Annotated in this window: 14 protein-coding genes; 13 read left to right on the top strand and 1 reads right to left on the bottom strand. The window is 38.2% G+C overall.

What is annotated here, in order from left to right; all coding sequences use genetic code 11:
- Positions 1-5 precede the first annotated feature (5 nt).
- The 10 genes from proS (at position 6) to IGI37_RS11645 (ending at position 13591) form a co-directional block, all read left to right on the top strand.
- Entirely contained in the window at positions 6-1445 is a 1440-nt protein-coding gene (proS, locus tag IGI37_RS11690) for a proline--tRNA ligase (RefSeq protein WP_438762123.1), read from the top strand.
- A gap of 320 nt (positions 1446-1765) precedes the next feature.
- A complete protein-coding gene (locus tag IGI37_RS11685) occupies positions 1766-2446 on the top strand; it encodes a response regulator transcription factor (protein WP_438762121.1) in 681 nt (226 codons plus the stop codon).
- 9 nt (positions 2447-2455) lie between these two features.
- Entirely contained in the window at positions 2456-3439 is a 984-nt protein-coding gene (locus IGI37_RS11680) for a sensor histidine kinase (RefSeq protein ID WP_438762119.1), read from the top strand.
- 217 nt (positions 3440-3656) lie between these two features.
- Positions 3657-4430 carry an ABC transporter ATP-binding protein gene (locus IGI37_RS11675; RefSeq protein ID WP_438762117.1) on the top strand — a complete coding sequence of 258 codons (774 nt, stop codon included), beginning with the start codon at positions 3657-3659 and terminating at the stop codon, positions 4428-4430.
- Positions 4402-6498 (top strand): ABC transporter permease, encoded by a 2097-nt coding sequence (locus IGI37_RS11670; protein ID WP_438762115.1) that lies wholly within the window; start codon positions 4402-4404, stop codon positions 6496-6498. The genes IGI37_RS11675 and IGI37_RS11670 overlap by 29 nt, the downstream gene beginning before the upstream one ends.
- Before the next feature lie 316 nt (positions 6499-6814).
- A complete protein-coding gene (locus IGI37_RS11665) occupies positions 6815-9598 on the top strand; it encodes a helicase C-terminal domain-containing protein (protein WP_438762114.1) in 2784 nt (927 codons plus the stop codon).
- Positions 9599-9704: 106 nt separating this feature from the next.
- Entirely contained in the window at positions 9705-10208 is a 504-nt protein-coding gene (locus tag IGI37_RS11660) for a cell wall elongation regulator TseB-like domain-containing protein (protein ID WP_438762112.1), read from the top strand.
- 22 nt (positions 10209-10230) lie between these two features.
- Complete coding sequence (locus IGI37_RS11655) at positions 10231-11421, top strand: pyridoxal phosphate-dependent aminotransferase (protein WP_438762111.1); 1191 nt, start codon at positions 10231-10233, stop codon at positions 11419-11421.
- A 49-nt stretch (positions 11422-11470) separates the two neighbouring features.
- Entirely contained in the window at positions 11471-12769 is a 1299-nt protein-coding gene (gene asnS, locus IGI37_RS11650; protein WP_438762109.1) for an asparagine--tRNA ligase, read from the top strand.
- Between the two features lie 162 nt (positions 12770-12931).
- On the top strand, positions 12932-13591 hold the full coding sequence (locus tag IGI37_RS11645; RefSeq protein ID WP_438762108.1) for an SGNH/GDSL hydrolase family protein: 660 nt from the start codon (positions 12932-12934) through the stop codon (positions 13589-13591).
- A gap of 102 nt (positions 13592-13693) precedes the next feature.
- Here the strand turns inward: IGI37_RS11645 and IGI37_RS11640 are convergent, their stop codons facing one another.
- Positions 13694-14350, bottom strand: coding sequence for a Crp/Fnr family transcriptional regulator (locus IGI37_RS11640; RefSeq protein WP_438762106.1), 657 nt, complete (start codon positions 14348-14350; stop codon positions 13694-13696).
- Between the two features lie 299 nt (positions 14351-14649).
- Between IGI37_RS11640 and IGI37_RS11635 the strand changes: the two genes are divergently transcribed.
- From IGI37_RS11635 to IGI37_RS11625, 3 genes are all read left to right on the top strand, one after another.
- Positions 14650-15876 carry an MFS transporter gene (locus tag IGI37_RS11635; protein WP_438762104.1) on the top strand — a complete coding sequence of 409 codons (1227 nt, stop codon included), beginning with the start codon at positions 14650-14652 and terminating at the stop codon, positions 15874-15876.
- Positions 15877-15883: 7 nt separating this feature from the next.
- Positions 15884-16066, top strand: coding sequence for a hypothetical protein (locus IGI37_RS11630; protein WP_438762102.1), 183 nt, complete (start codon positions 15884-15886; stop codon positions 16064-16066).
- A gap of 293 nt (positions 16067-16359) precedes the next feature.
- Positions 16360-17811 carry an APC family permease gene (locus IGI37_RS11625; protein ID WP_438762100.1) on the top strand — a complete coding sequence of 484 codons (1452 nt, stop codon included), beginning with the start codon at positions 16360-16362 and terminating at the stop codon, positions 17809-17811.

Genomic DNA, 17811 nt, shown 5'->3' with positions numbered 1-17811 from the left:
AAATTATGACAAACTTACAAACAGAAGATTTTTCGAAATGGTATCTACAAACCATTCAAAAAGCTGACCTAATGGCTTACTCGGCCGTTCGTGGCTGCATCATCTTTAAACCAGATGGTTATGAACTTTGGGAACACATTCAAGGAGAGTTTAACAAGTTTCTCCGTGCAGAAGGAATTCGAAATGCGTATTTCCCAATGCTGATTCCTCAAAGCTTCTTCCAAAAAGAAGAAGACCATATTGAAGGCTTTGCACCTGAACTTCCTTGGGTAACAGAAGTCGGCAATGAAAAATTAGAAGAACCCTTAGCATTACGTCCAACCTCTGAAACAATGGTCGGCTCGGCCTTTAGTGAATGGATTAATTCTTACCGCGATCTTCCTTATGAAATTAACCAATGGGCCAACGTTTTCCGTTGGGAGAAAAAGACCTTACCATTCTTACGGACCTCTGAATTTTTATGGCAAGAAGGACATACAGCTCATGAAAACGAAGAAGAAGCACGCGTGCGTACTGAGCGAGTGTTAGAAGCGTATGCTAGTCTAATCGAAGACTTCTTAGCAATTCCTGTTTACCGTGGTCAAAAAACCCCTTCAGAGCGTTTTGCCGGTGCGGTTGATACCTACTCAGTAGAAGCGATGATGAAAGATGGAAAAGCGGTTCAAGCTGGGACATCACATTATATGGGAACAAAATTTGCTGAAGCTTTCGATATTCGCTATTTAAATCGCGAGAACAAGCATGTACATGCACATACAACTTCATGGGGAATCTCTACTCGTTTGATTGGTTCATTAATTATGACTCATGGAGACGAACAAGGATTGATTTTACCGCCAAAAGTGGCTCCTACACAAATCATTTTAATCCCCGTTGGCCCTTGGAAGAAAAATCCAGCTATTTTAGAAAAGCTAACTGAATTGAAAGCTTCTCTTACTGATAAAGGCTACCGTGTACGAATCGATGACACAGATAACTCTGTTGGTTTCAAGTTCAACGAATGGGAGCTAAAAGGAGCAGCTGTACGTGTTGAATGTGGGCCACGTGACTTGGAAAACAATCAGGCGATGGTCAAAGCCCGTGACGTAGAAGAAAAACAAGCCGTTTCATTTGATGAGTTAGAAGATTACCTGACAAATGAATTAACAACCATGCAAACGCGCCTATTCGAAAATGCGTTACTTAGAAACAAAGAGAATGAACACCTTGATATTGAAACATTAGATGACTTAAAAGCACACATCCAAGCCTCTAAAGAAGCAAATAAAACACCTGGTTTTGTGTTAATCGGCTGGGATGGTAGTGAAGAAACAGAGAAACAAATCAAAGACGAAACAGGCTTCACAACTAGAAATATTCCATTTGAAGCACCTGTTCAAAAAACAGTTGACTTGGTTAGTGGAAAACCTGCAAAACATACAGTTTGGATTGCCCGAGCTTATTAAGAATGCGCTAGTTAAATTTAAAACAAATATAACTATTTATGTGTGAGTAATAGAGTGGAGTGTATCATTCCCTATCTTCGCACTAAAAAGACGATTGCCACAAAATCTGGCAATCGTCTTTTTTTAACGAAAGATCTCTTAGTAGGAAATTTTTTAATAGGGCCTAAAAGAGTCACGACTGAGCGAGGCATTCTTACCAACAAAGCAATAAAACCACTCAGAGTTTTTTAAAAATCTCCGGAACCTTTTTAAAAGCTTTTATTTCTTGTCGATAATCAGGTAAGATGGGGATAAGATTATTTTGTCTAAAGGAGCAGATTATGAAAATATTTTTAGTCGAAGATGATGAAAAGATTGTTCAACTAGTTACTTCTCAACTAGAAAAATATGGGTATCAAGTCGTCGTTCCTGACAGCTTTCAAACGGTGTTAGAGACGTTTCATAAAGAGCAACCTCAACTGGTTTTGCTTGATGTAAACCTTCCCTATTTTGATGGGTTTTATTGGTGTCGAAATATTCGGGCGACTTCTTTAGTGCCCATTTTATTTATTTCTTCGCGCGATAGTAATATGGATCAAGTCATGGCGTTGGAATATGGCGCAGATGATTATTTAGTCAAACCTTTCTCGTATGAAATTCTAATTGCAAAAGTGAAAAGTCTTTTACGAAGGGTGGGAGAATATCTCCCTACACAAGAAGAGCGGACACTCACTTGGGAAGGTCTTTCTTATTATCCTGAACGATTAGAAATGAGCTATTTAGGACAATCAGAGCTGTTAACAAAACGTGAAGGCGAGCTCCTAGACTTATTTTTAACCGCGACACCAAATATTGTCCGTAGAGAACAGATTTTAAATAAACTCTGGGATGACGAGAATTTTGTTGATGACAATACCTTATCCGTAAATATTACTCGGTTAAGAAAAAAGCTAGCAATCTTAGGCATGGAGAATGTCTTGTTTACCATTAGGGGACAGGGGTATCAATTACGTAAGGAGTAACAGTAAACCATGAAACTATATCTTAGAGAAAATGGACTTAGCTTCAGTTTTCAAATAGGACTTATTTTTCTCGTCCTGTTTCTTATCTGGCTAGATGGGTACCCAAATTTCCGCTTATTACTTTATATTTTTTTATTAAGTCTATTTTTAATCGTTCTTTTTTATGCGTATCATTATCATAAACAGAAAAATTTCTATCAAAAGTTAACTAATTCTAAAGGGATTTACGATGAACTGAACGAATTAGACACCCCCGTTGGTCGCAAATTAGATGACTTATTCCGCCGTCACTATCTAAAATATTACCAAGAGACCACTTCATTAAAGCTAGAACAACAACAGCAAAGAGAGTTTATGGACTTATGGATTCATCAAATGAAAACCCCCTTAGCCGTTATGGAACTGCTGATGCAAGAGGAATCAATTGATGTCTCAAGTTTAAGTGAAGAAACCGATCGCCTAAAAGATGGACTGATGGTTGCCCTAACGATGAGCCGTAGTCAAAACCTACGTGAGGACTTTGTCGTTCGCCCGTTAGTCATAAACGAGGTAGCAAAAAAAGTAATTCAAGAGCAGAAACAAAATTTCATTCGGAATCACGTCTATCCTAAGCTAACCGTTCCTACAAATATTCAAGTTCAAAGTGATGAAAAATGGCTTCATTTTATTCTTTATCAGCTAGTCTCAAATGCTATCAAGTATTCAAAAGAAGAGGGACATGTATCCATCTATGGAGAGATAAGAGCATACGGTTATGCACTGGTTGTCAAAGATGAGGGAATCGGTATTCCAGCTTCTGATTTACCTAAAGTTTTTCAACCATTTTTTACTGGTGAAAATGGTCGAACACAACAAGAAGCTACTGGAATGGGGCTCTATTTGTGTGAAAAGGCAGCTATAGAACTGGGGCTTTCCATCACCATTGCGTCAACAGTTGGGGTCGGAACTTCTGTTTCCATACTGTTCGACAATTGGCAAACTCTTTCAAACTAACATAAAAACGAGGCAGACTAGATAGCCGCAAAGTATTCCCCCTCTAGTCTGCCTCATTTTTGTCTATCACAATCACTGTCGGACAGGGCTAACGCACAAAATTACCATTAAACTATTTTAAGTGACAACATTGTAAGATTACTGACAAGTTTGCACATAGGAGTTTTTCTGGTTGTCTTGTAAACTGTAGGTAAGAGAAAAAAGGAGGAGTTTTTTAATGGCACTTTTAGAAGTTAAAGATGTATCGAAGGTTTATCAGGGAAGCGTTCCTGTTGAAGTTCTTAAACAAATTAGTTTGAAGGTTCAAGAGGGCGAGTTTGTTAGTATTATGGGTCCTTCTGGTAGTGGCAAAACGACTTTATTAAACGTCATAGCCACCCTGGATAAACCAACTGGTGGCTCCGTTTTTATTGAAGGACAAAATCCCCATGAGTTTTCTAAAGAACAGGTTTCGACCTTTCGCCGTCAAAATCTTGGGTTCGTTTTTCAAAGCTACAACTTATTAGCCCCTTTAAATGTTGAGGAAAATATTATGATGCCTCTGACGCTTGACCGTATTGCTCCTAGTGAAATGCGTACAAAATGCGAGCATTTACTAAAAGAGTTAGGGATTCAAAAATTGGCTAAAAAAAGAATTTTTGAGTTATCTGGTGGAGAATCCCAACGTGTGGCAATCGCTCGAGCATTAATCCATGATCCTTCACTTATATTAGCCGATGAACCGACAGGGAATTTAGATTCCAAGTCTGCGCGTACCGTCATGGAGCTGTTAAGTCAGACCAATAAACAGAAGAAGGTGACCACTCTCATGGTGACACATGACGCATTTTCTGCTAGCTACTCCGATCGTGTTGTCTTTATAAAAGATGGGAAATTTTTCAATGATATTTATTGTGGCAACAGCCGAGAAGACTTCTATCAAAATATTTTAGCGGTTCTCGCACATTTAGGAGGGGCAAGTCATGACTTTCAAAAACCTCATCATTCGTAATTTGACGAGAAATACACGAAGCTACGGAGCTTACTTTTTTAGTAGCGTGTTCTCTGTATTCGTCTTTTTTATCTTCTCATTATTATTTTTCCATCCACAGTTAAGTACAAATATTCGAGCAAGTAGTGATCAAATTAGCTTTCTTGCTGGCATTGGACTTCCTGTTTCTCAGGTGGTAATTGTCGTCCTTTCCTTTATCTTTTTGTGGTATACATTTTCGGTATTCCTACATTCGCGTAAACGGGATTTTTCAATTTACCTGACGCTGGGGATGAGCATTAAGGACTTAAGAAAACTAATCTTCTTTGAAAACTTAGCATTAGGTGCTGTTGCATCAACTATTGGGATCTTCCTTGGCGTCCTATTTTCAAAAGTTATTTTGCTGATTAGCCAAAATTTACTTGGCTTAAAAAGTGGTCTGAATTTTTATTGGCCTTGGAAAGCTATGATACTTAGTTTCGGCATTTTTATTATTCTATTTTTCTTAATCTCTGTATTTAGCCTTTTTCATTTACAAACCGAAGAGCTTTCTTCAATGGCTAAAGAGGATGATAAAGGTCAGCCTGAACCAAAAAGTAATGGTTTCTTAGGTTTATTAAGTTTCCTTTTTATTGGCATTGGTTATCTATCTGTTTGGTTATTTGCTACAGATACACAAGGCTCTAGTTACTTAATATTCTTACTATTATCCTGTGTCATCTGCACAATCATAGGAACTTTCTTGTTCTTTAGACAAGGGAGTATCCTGATATTAAAGTTACTCAAAAAGAGTCCACTTTTTTATCGTGGAACCAATATGCTAACCATCAGTGAATTGATTTTTCGAATGAAGGATAATGCGATGATGTATTCACTCATTGCGATTGTTTCTTCCGTGGCTTTTGTAGGAATTGGTGTCACCGCTGTTCTTGGCAGCTCAGGTTTTGGGAACACTCAAGGAACAACCGCCGCTTACGTCTATTCTGGAAGCATTGATACACCGAATACGGAGACGCAAAAAGAGAATTTCTCTTTTATTCGTGAAGAATTGAAGAAGACCGGGGAGCCCATCTTTGAAGAAACCGTCAGCTATCTGTATTCTCCTCTTTTGAAAGCAGATGGAAATTTTGGAGAGAACTCTTTTCCTGTCATTTCTTTCAGTACTTATAAAAAGCTAGCCAAAGAATTTGATTTACCAAAATTATCGATAAAAGACAATCAATTATTTATGTTTACCAATAGCAACTCTGATTTAACTGAAGTAAAAAAACAATCCCTAGCACAACGAACAATTATTTATTCAATGAATATGTCTAATAAAAAAAGCAATCTGGAAGTTGTCCGATTACCCTTTTCATTGAACTTAAACATTCTACAGCTGTCTGTTGTTTCCGATACCCTTTATGACCAATTTAACAAACTCAATAAGGAGCAAGATGGGGAATATGCTGTCAATCACGTGCAGCTCTTCCATATTAAAAACTGGATGGATTATCCAGAGATTGATCGAGAAATTATGACTGAGATGACTAAAAGAGAGGAAAAAGCATTCAGTAATATAGAAGACTCTTACACTGACGAAGAAAAGACGCAAGAGACAACCGATGAGAATCAGTCACCTGCAAACGCTTTGGATGCAGAGAGACAAGAATATTTCAACCTAGACTCTCTTTACTCGACTTGGCAGGCAGCTCGTCAAGCCAATGGACTCATCCTAATGATTGGGGTTTTATTAGGTTCTGTCTTCTTTAGCTTCTCAGCTTCAATTCTTTATTTCCGCTTATTTGGTGATTTAGACCGTGATGGACGCTACCATCGCTCACTAAATATCTTAGGTGTTTCTGAAAAAGACCGTCACAGAATTGTCCGAAAAGAAATGTTGTTGATGTATTTCCCACCTGTCTTGATTGCGATTGCTCATTTTGGCATGGCCTTTCTAGCGTTAACCACTATGATTGGTCGAGATGCTGGTTTTATTTGGGACATTTATCTAAAAATTATCGTCGTTTATTTTGTCTTTTTATTCATTTTTTATCTAGTTTCCAAGTTCCGTTATCTAAAGCACTTGGATAAATTGGCTGAAAAATAACCACGTGTATAATTAGTAATTGAAGACAAGAGGGCACTTTTCTTCTGGTGGAGGGTATTACACCTTAGTTTCTTCAAGTATATCTGTAAGACCCTTCAAAATAAGTTCGAGACAGCCACAGCTCCTAGAAATCATTCGGAGCTGCGGCTATTTTTATTGACTATTCTTGTTTACTGAGGTTGGGACGCAAACTCTTTGAGTGTAAGCCCAACCTCATTTTTGTTATCTAGACCAAGAAAGAAGAAGGAAGTGCATACTTTTTTTACAAGATGTAGTATAATTTTCAGCAGACAAAGGCGTAAAGGGAGGGAAAAATGTGAAACCAACAACTTACGCAATTGTGGATATTGAAACAACTGGAACGAATCCTAAAGAAGATCGGATTATCCAATTTGGCTGCGTGCTCGTCGAAAATGGACGGATAGTCTCTCAATTTGCGACAGACGTAAACCCAAATCGAGTGGTTTCAAAACAAATCCAAAGCCTAACGGGTCTGAGCAATAGCCGTGTCCAAAAAGCACCGTATTTTGAAGACATTGCTTTGACTATCTATAACTTATTAGCTGAAACGACATTTGTCGCACACAACATTTATTTTGATTATACATTTTTGAATCATGAATTAGTTCGCTGTGGTGTCCCTGAATTAACTATTCCAGGAATTGACACCGTTGAATTGGCTCAAATATTTTTGCCTACAGAAACCAGCTTTCGTTTAGGGGACTTGGCAGATAGCTTTGGGCTAGCCCACGAAAATCCCCATCAAGCGGACAGTGATGCCAAGGTAACCGCTGAACTATTTTTAACCATCGAAGCGCATATGAAAAGACTTCCGTTGATTACAATGGAACAAATTGGTAAATTAAGTGCGTTGACCGGTATGAATACCGGCGAATACATTGAACAGGTAACTGATTCTATGCGAAAGGATTCAATGCCTCTATCAGAAACTTTACAGGTAGTTGACGGTCTTGCCTTGAGAAAAAAAGAAGTGCCACTTTTTTCAGAAATCCATTATGGAGAGCACAGCTTCCCTCGAAAAAAAACTGGGAAACAAAAGATTTTTCAAGAAAAATTAGCTTATCGCAAAGAACAAAGTCGATTGATGAACCAAGTTTTTGACCATTTTTCAAAAGAAAACACCGGCAAAAATCTCATGGTCGAAGCCGCAACAGGGATGGGGAAAACGATTGGTTACTTATTTCCGCTAAGCTATCTAGCGACTCCTGAAAACCCAGCAATCATCAGTACGGTTTCGCTTCTTTTACAAGAACAGATTTTGAGTAAAGACATTCCTTTACTCAATCATGTGTTGGAACAGCCAATACAAGCAACCGTTGTTAAAAGTCAGCGTCATTATCTTGATTTGCAGCGGTTTAAGGCAACCTTAGCTCAACCTGCCGAACAAAAACAATATGCCCTTTACCAAATGAAGGTCCTCGTGTGGCTCACGCAAACAAAAACAGGGGATTTTGATGAGCTACATATGACCAGTCTCAATCATCTGTTTTGGCAGGAGGTTAGGCATCGGGGGATTGCTTCTTTATCAGAGAAAAAATCTTTCTATAGAGAGGATTTTTTACGTCATCTCTATCAAAAAATTGATCAAAGTAACTTCTTGATTGTGAATCATGCTTTTTTAGTCCAAGAATCGTCACGAGAAACACCTTTACTGCCTAAAAGTGAGTATCTACTAATCGATGAAGCGCATCATTTACCAGAGATTGCTGAAAAGATTAGTGACCACAAGTTTGATTCAATTCAGTTTAAAAAACGTAGTCAACAGAGTATGGAGCCTAACCAACTTTTTGCACAGCTGCGAACTCTTTTTTCAAAGGAGGAGAAGGTTCACCGATTAATCAACTTGTATCAACAAGAGATAGAGGAATTAGTAGAAGAGCAACTTGATTTTTTTCAAGAGCTGTACGCTATACTTCCTACAAAACAGACACAGGCTTCAGAAGAGGAGCAAGTCGTTTTCAAAGAACAGCTTGATGCGCTTTCTATAGAAGGAGAACGTGCCATTGAGCGACTTTCTCTATTGTATCGAGAATTACTAAGTCTTCAAGAACAATTAGCTGAGGTTCTTGAGCCTGCTCAAACACGACTAGCCAGCAAAGAAAGAAGTACATTAACTCAATTTTTCTTGTTGTTTGATTCCATCAAACAACAAGCCCAAACAGTCACTATTTGGCTAACCAATTGGGAAAATCAATTGGTTCATTGGGTCGTTCCTTCAAAAAATAAAGAAGACGGTACCCTACACATTCACGATTTCCACGCGGCCCTGCTCCCTAAAACGACTTGGTACAAACGCTATAAAAAAATCATGTATATGGGTGGTACATTAAAAATTGGTGCCGACAAAACCTATTTTGCGCAACGTCTAGGATTGCCTGAAACACCGCTTAAAGTCATTCCTAACCCCTATGATTATGGCAATCAAGCACGTGTTTATGTACCTGCAGAAGGCATTTCGATTGCGGAGGCTACACAACATGAATACACACAATATTTAGCGACAACCATTCAAGAATTAGCGGCACAGGAGAATCGCTCCATTTTAGTTTTGTTTACTTCTCATGACGTCTTACAACGAGTCTACTATGCGCTTCATGAATCGTTCTTGAATCAGGGACGCGAGCTGTTAGCACAAGGGATTACCGGCAGTCGTGAAAAAGTCTTAAAACGTTTCTTACTTTCTGACAACAGCCTTTTGTTTGGAGCTGACAGTTTTTGGGAAGGGATTGATTTACCTGGAGATGTTCTTCAAATAGTCATGGTGACTCGCTTACCGTTTGATAATCCAAAACGTCCACTCGTTCGTGCGCGAAATGAATTTCTACAAGCAGAAGGCGTGAATCCATTTTATCAAGAATCCGTGCCTCGAGCTGCTCTCAAAGTGCGCCAAGCTTTAGGACGTTTGATCCGTACAGAAACCGATAAAGGAGTGCTAATCATTTTGGATAGACGGTTTTTAACCGCCAAATACAGCCGACGCTTGCAAAATGCTTTACCAAAAAAACTGCCAATTAAAGAGCTGACTATGAAAGAAATGCTTACAGATATCCAGCAATTCTTAAGAAAAACAAAAGAATAATCTATCTCTGAAGTAACGTTTTTTCAAATAAAATCTGCTATAATTGTATCCAAGTGATTCTCACTAAGTTTAGCATTCACAATCAATAGAAAAGGAGCGCCATTTAGTGAATAGAGAAGCAAAAACAGAGAAGCGTGTCGGTCTCATTTTTATTTCAGTCATCGCGATTTTACTAACGGTGATTGTCTTAACGTCCATCTTTTATATCCGCTCAAATCGTCCCATGGCGCAGGCCAAAGCCGAAGCCGTTGAGATTGCTGAAAAGTATGCTCACGTAAAAACGGTGGATAAATTTTATTGGTTCACAAGAAAAGAAACCTACTTTAGTGTATTAGGAAACGATGATAAAAACCAAGCCGTTGCTGTTATCATTTCCAAATCGGGAGATACAGTAAAAGTAGTGAATCAAAAAGATGGTTTATCTGAGCAACAAGCTGAACAAGTCGTTTTAAGTGAACACCCTGGCGAATCAGTTCTCAAACGAAATCTAGGGCTTTACGAAAAGGAACCGGCTTGGGAAATTGTCACCAAAAATGGGCAAGATGAACTAGCATACTATCTAATTTCTTTTAGTGATGGGAAGGAATTGAACGTCATTAAAGAAGCCTAAAAATGAAGGGAGTTTATTTCGTATGAAAATCTCACAACGTGCTGAACAGTTAGAGCCTTCAGTGACTTTAGCCGCTTCAGCCAAAGCGAAAGCACTAAAAGCGCAAGGACTAGATATTCTGACTTTAACCGTCGGAGAACCAGACTTTGCCACACCAGAAAATATCCAAGAGGCAGCTATCAAAGCCATTAAAAACGGCAATGCGAGCTACTATACGCCAACTGCTGGGATTCCAGAACTGAGACAAGCAATTGTCACCTATTTGGAAACAAATTACGGTTTAACGTATAAACCAAGTCAAACAGTTGTCACAGATGGTGCCAAATTCGCACTGTATACCTTATTTCAAGCAATCCTGGACGCAGGAGATGAAGTGATTATTCCGGTTCCTTATTGGGTCAGTTACGGAGAACAAGTCAAACTAGCTAGTGGTACGCCCGTATTTGTTACTTGTAAAGAAAGTGAACAGTTCAAAGTCACGGTCGAACTGTTAGAAGCGGCTTATACGGATAAAACCAAAGCGATGATTCTCAATTCCCCTTCGAATCCAACAGGGATGATTTATACCAAAGAAGAATTGACAGCAATCGGTAATTGGGCTGTTGAGAAAGATATATTAATTATTGCCGATGATATTTATGGCCGTTTAGTTTATAATGGAAATACATTTACACCAATTGCGACAATTTCAGAGGCAATTCGCAAACAGACAATCATTATTAATGGGGTTTCAAAAACCTATGCGATGACGGGTTGGCGAATTGGTTATGCGGTGGGGGATGAAACAATTATTCAAGCAATGATTGATATTGCCTCTCAATCGACAAGCAATCCAACAGCTGTCAGTCAATACGCAGCCGTGGAAGCTCTCATTGGTGCGCAAGATACAGTCGAGGAGATGCGCAGTGCATTTGAGGAACGTCTGAACAAGATCTATCCTTTAGTTGAAGCATTACCTGGTGTACATTTAGAAAAACCTCAAGGCGCTTTTTATCTTTTTCCAAACGTCAAAGAAATGCTCACTATGTGTGGTTATGAAAACGTAACAGATTGGGTCGATGATTTATTAGAAGAAGCCCAAGTAGCACTTGTTACGGGCGAAGGATTTGGCTCCAACGAACACGTTCGGATTAGTTATGCCACAAACCTGGGCATTTTAGAAGAAGCAATTGGACGAATTGAAAAATTTATTGAAAGCAAACGAAACGTGTAAAAAAATCAAGCTCGGGATGGCTAGATAGAAATAGAATGGAGAGACAAACGTGGAACAAATTCAAATTATTGATGCCAAACATCACGTTGGCGAAACAGTAAAGATTGGCGCATGGGTCGCTAACAAACGCTCAAGTGGGAAAATTGCCTTTTTACAATTGAGAGACGGGACTGCTTATTTTCAAGGGATTGTTGTGAAAAATGAAGTCGGCGAGGACATGTTCCAGCTAGCAAAAAATTTACATCAAGAAACTTCAATTTGGATTGTTGGTGAGATTCGTGAAGATAGCCGTTCAAAATTCGGTTACGAAATCGGAATTTCTTCGATTGAAGTAGTCGGTGAAAGCCATGAATACCCAATCACACCAAAAGAGCACGGAACTGACTTCTTGATGGACCACCGCCATTTATGGTTGCGTTCTTCTCGTCAACATGCCATTATGCAAATCCGAAACGAGATTATTCGTGCTACTTATGAATTTTTCAATAACAATGGCTTTACAAAGGTTGATCCACCAATCTTAACAGGTTCAGCTCCAGAAGGCACGACTGACTTATTTGAAACTAACTACTTTGATCAAAAAGCGTATCTTTCTCAAAGTGGTCAGTTATACATGGAAGCAGCTGCTATGGCTTTTGGGAAAGTGTTCTCCTTTGGCCCAACCTTCCGTGCTGAAAAATCGAAAACACGTCGTCACTTAATCGAGTTCTGGATGATTGAACCAGAGATGGCCTTTATGCACCAAGAACAAAGCTTGGAAGTTCAAGAACAATATGTTGCTTTCTTAGTTCAAAATGTCCTTGATAATTGCGACTATGCTCTTGACGTATTAGAGCGTGACAAAGAACTATTGAAAAAATATACACAACTGCCATTTCCACGTATTACGTATGATGATGCAGTTGAGTTATTGAAGAAAAACGGCTTTGATGATGTTGAGTGGGGCGATGATTTTGGTTCACCACATGAGACGTTTATCGCTAACTCCTTTGAACAACCCGTCTTCATCTTAAACTATCCAAAAGCAATCAAACCATTCTACATGAAACCACATCCAACACGTGAAGATGTTGTCATCTGTGCAGACATGATTGCGCCAGAAGGTTATGGTGAGATTATCGGTGGTTCTGAACGTGCGACCGATTATGAATTTGTACTAGAACAAATTCGCAAACAAGGATTAGACGAGAACGAATACTCTTGGTACTTAGACTTACGCAAATATGGCTCTGTGCCACATTCTGGATTTGGTCTAGGACTAGAACGAACTGTCACTTGGTTATCAGGTATTGAACACGTTCGTGAAGCCATCCCATTCCCACGTTTATTAAACCGTATTTACCCATAAACAAAGGCGTTTTGTATTTGTTTTAATTATAAAAAAAATAAACGCTCAAGAACTTAGTGCTATTCAGCTAAGACCTTGAGCGTTTTTTTGGCTCAAAAAGAATTTTTTTCTTGAATACTTTAGCTCTTGTGGCATAATAAGAAGAAAATGGGAGGGGTTTCATTGAACAAACCAGAGTTTATCAAACCAACAGGAACACAACGAATTTTATTTATTGGAGACAGTATTACAGATGTTAACCGGAATCGTGAAGAATTACATGATTTGGGCCACGGTTATCCATTTTTAGTCGCAGCGACCGTCGCAAAAGGCTTACCCGGTTTGAGCTGCGAATGGATAAATAAAGGAATTGGTGGAAATAAGATTGCCGATTTGAAAAATCGTTGGCAAGAAGATTGTCTTGCATTACAACCTGATGTGATCTCAATTTTGATTGGAATTAACGATACGTGGCACAATACCGATTCTCCTGAATTTGGAAGTAAGGAAGAGGCCCTACGTTTTGAACAAATCTACCGCCAATTACTTGAACAAATTCGCAAAGAAACAAACGCGATGATCGTTTTGATGGAGCCGTTTGTTCTACCAGAACCTAAAGATCGTCTAACTTGGCGAAAAGATTTAGATCAAAAAATCCAAGTAGTCCGCATGTTAGCAGAAGAATTTCAGACAATCTTTGTGCCGTTAGATGGGAAATTAAACGCCTTAGGAATCGCACATGGACACGAACATTATACAGGCAATGATGGGGTTCATCCAACACTTGCCGGCCATGCTGTCATCGCTGACAGCTGGTTAAAAGCGACTCAATTCATTCAGTAGAACAGAGGAGAAGGCCCTTTAAACAAGCAACATCTAATCACTTATCACAGAAGACAAAAAAGTAGCTCCGAATGACAACACGGAGCTACTTTTTTTGTTTTTTTAAAAAATAATATTGTCTTCAATAATTTCCAAATCCTTGATAAGAATTTTGCGATTGGCTATTTCAACTGCACCGATATCTTTTAGCTGTTGCATCATCCGGTTAACGCTACTCGCAGAAGAGATACCACAGAAATGAGCGATTTCTTCATTCGTTACCACAAAATCAATTAGGTACCCATTCTCCGTCTTCACACCAAATGTATCGTATAACTCGTAAATTTGTGTGCATACCGCGCCAAACTTACCATTCATCAACATCTGTTGCATCTTTTTCATTGAATGAACCAAACAAAAACGATAATAATCCTTCACATATCCTTGCAAATCAGCGCTTTGATTGACATCCTGCCAGAACTGGACACGATCAATTTTGTATAATTCCGCTTCATCTGATTCCACCCGAATATTGAACGGTGCATCTGTGATTTGTGAATACTCATCCTTTAATAAAGAAACAATCTCCAACTCGTTAATGTAGCGCAAATTAAATTCACGACCATCTCTTGAGATGACACTGGTTTTTATGACGCCACTTTTCAATATGTAGACATATCGATCTTTGATTCCTTCATACGTCAAATATTTTTTTTTCAGTTTTACAACTACAGGGAATGAATGTTTGTCCAAGTATTCTTGCAACACTCGATTGTCCATTCCTTTGACCCCCATTCTCTAGCATGCTGTTTCTCTATTTTACCATAAATTGAGCGGAATAATGGTTTTCACGAAATAGATAACTCAACTTATTTAACCTAATTCCACGCCAACAAACAACAACAAATGTTAATGTTTTTTGTTAATGTGTTTTATCGTTATACTTTTTATTGATTGTTTGCTGTTTCATTTTAGCATTCACAAACCTGAATTTTTTTAAAATTGAAAGATAGTATAGTAATAACCGTAGAAAATTTCATAAAGTATTTTCAACAACACTTATAAATGGAGGAACAGCAATGGTTGAACAAAAGAAAGAAAAATTATTTAATAAAGGATTTATTAGCATCACCTTGATTAACTTTGTTGTGTATCTTGTCTATTATTTGTTAATGGTTATTATCGCGGTCATTGCACAAGATAAATTACACGCAACACTTGGACAAGCGGGACTTGCTTCTGGCATATATATTATTGGGACTCTTTTTGCTCGTTTGTTTATGGGTAAAACGCTTGAGTTGGTTGGACGTAAAGCAGTCCTTCGTTATGGCGCACTATTTTATCTAATCACAACCATCGCTTATCTTTATATTCCAACGATTCCTATTTTGTATGTCATTCGTCTGTTAAATGGGTTTGGTTATGGTGCCGTTTCAACTGCTACAAACGCTATTGTTACAGCTTATATTCCTAAATCACGTTATGGTGAAGGGATTAATTACTATGGATTAAGTACTAGCTTAGCGGCGGCTATTGGGCCTTTTATTGGGATGATCTTATTAAACTATACTAACTTTTACTTTATTATCATGTTTTCAATTATTGCAATTTTATTGACTACGGTCGCATGCTTCATTTTCCCAGTAAAAAATATTCATTTATCAGAAGCACACCGAACAATGCTGAAAAAATGGAACTTTGATAGTTTTATCGAAAAACGTGTTCTTTTCATTTCGTCAGTGGCCTTTTTAATGGGCTTATCGTATTCTAGTGTCCTTTCGTTTCTTTCTTCATACGCCAAAGTTATCAATCTGGTCAGTGCTAGCTCATTTTTCTTTGTTGTTTACGCGTTGGTTATTACCGCAACTCGTCCAATGTCAGGAAAAATTTTCGATAACCATGGGGAAGATTATGTCATTTACCCAAGCTATTTGTTCTTAACATTAGGGTTATTTTTGTTAAGTATCACAACAAGCAGCTGGATGCTCCTATGTTCAGGTGCTTTAATTGGGTTAGGGTACGGAACCTTTATGTCAAATGGCCAAGCAGTTTGTTTAAAAACAGTCAAGGATCCACATCGCGTCGGCATCGCCTTATCGACTTATTTCATTGGTTTAGATTTAGGGTTAGGCGTGGGACCTTATATTTTGGGCGAACTTAGAAATGTTCTTTCTTTTCAAGGCATCTATTTAGTTGCTGGTGTTTTACCAATCATCTGTACCTTACTTTACAAATTCTTTTATCATCCGAAAGAAGCGGAAGAACCCGCTGAAGAAAAAATCGTAATGGATTCAATTGAGGAGTGAATGACAAATGGAGACAGACACACGGATTATTGAAGTCTTAGAACAAGCCTTGTTAAAGCTTGATGAAGTGAGCACACAATTGAGCAAAATCGAAGGGAATACCCATTTGATTGAGCTTCAACAAGATTCATTGAGTAATGGGCTTAAAGAATTAAAAAATACGGTGAGAAATGACAACATTATTGGATAATTAACTGAAAATTATAAAATTAGATACGCATTAACACCACTTCCTCACTCTAGTAATTTCGCGAGTGGGGAAGCTTTTTTATTCCTCTTTAGCTTAAATTTATTGTTTTTTTATTTGATGAAAATGAGAATTCAACTTGTTTTTCTATTTATTTCATGAAATTACAATGGCTTAAAGATGGCTAGAGAATAAAATAACACACACTATAAATAAGCAATCATTGCTACTTGATGGGAAAATGATTATTATTACATAGTTAATTATATCTATTCACAAGACAAAGGAGAAAATTGATGAACGAAAAACAATTGCGTTGGTTTACCGTTGCTCTGATTGCCTTCAACATGGTTTGGGGTATGGGGAACGTCGTAAATAACTATGCACAACAAGGTATTTCAGTGGTCACATCTTGGTTATTAATTCTTGCAATTTATTTTGTCCCTTATGCTTTAATCGTTGGACAACTAGGCTCGGCCTTCAAAGATAGCCCAGGGGGAGTTAGCTCATGGGTTGAAAACACAACAATGAACAAACGTTTAGCTTATTATGCAGCTTGGACGTATTGGGTTGTTCATATCCCATACCTTGCACAAAAACCACAAGCAATCTTAATTGCACTAGGTTGGGCGGTTCAAGGAAATGGGGATATCGTCAACACGATGTCTGTTCAGTTAGTGGCTGTTATTTCTTTAATTATCTTTTTAGCATTTTTATATTTATCTACAAAAGGACTTTCTACCTTGAAAGTTATCGGTGGGTTAGCAGGAACAGCAATGTTTGTTATGTCGATTCTGTTCATTCTATTGGCAGTAACCGCACCTTTTATTAACTCAACAGTAGAATTTGCTACACAAAATATGACACAAGTGAAGACATACATTCCAACGTTTGACTTCACGTACTTTACAACCGTTTCAATGCTTGTCTTTGCAGTCGGAGGAGCTGAAAAAATTTCTCCTTATGTAAATGCAACTAGAAATCCAGCGAAAGAATTCCCTAAAGGGATGATTTTCCTTGCAGCTATGGTTGGTGTCTGTGCGGTCTTAGGTTCCGTTGCAATGGGGATGTTATTTGCAAGTGACAATATGCCAAAAGATTTGATGGCTAACGGCGCATATGCAGCATTCCAAATCTTAGGAAATTATTATGGCATCGGCAACACGTTAATGATTATCTACGCATTAACAAATATGGTTGGTCAAATTTCAGCGCTAGCCTTTTCAATTGATGCGCCACTACGTATTCTTTTAGCAGATGCAGATCCTGATTTTGTTCCTAACTGGTTAAGAAAACGGACGCCAAAAGGAACTTTAATTAACGGCTATGTGTTAACTGGTATTTTGGTAAGTATCATCATCTTATTACCAATCTTAGGAATTCAAGATATGAACGAATTGGTAAAATGGTTAACTAACCTTAACTCAGTCGTTATGCCAATGCGTTATCTATGGGTGTTCTTTGCTTATATGATGTTAAACAAGGCCTATAAAAAATTCACTTCTGAATACAAATTTGTTAAAAATCCAAAAGTCGGTTTTATCTTCGGCGCATGGTGTTTCTTCTTTACAGCCGTTGCTTGTATTTTGGGAATGGTTCCTAAAGTTGAATACGCAGCTAGTCCTAAAGCTTGGTGGTTCCAATTAATCTCAAACATTGTTACACCAATTGTTCTGATTTTATTGGGCATGATCTTGCCAGCTATCGCTCGTCGTGATAAACAAAAAGCACTAGATGCTAAAAAATAA

This window comes from Enterococcus sp. AZ194 (genome assembly GCF_051713825.1).
Taxonomy (GTDB): Bacteria; Bacillota; Bacilli; order Lactobacillales; family Enterococcaceae; genus Enterococcus_K.
This window is presented reverse-complemented; position numbering and strand designations above follow the sequence as displayed.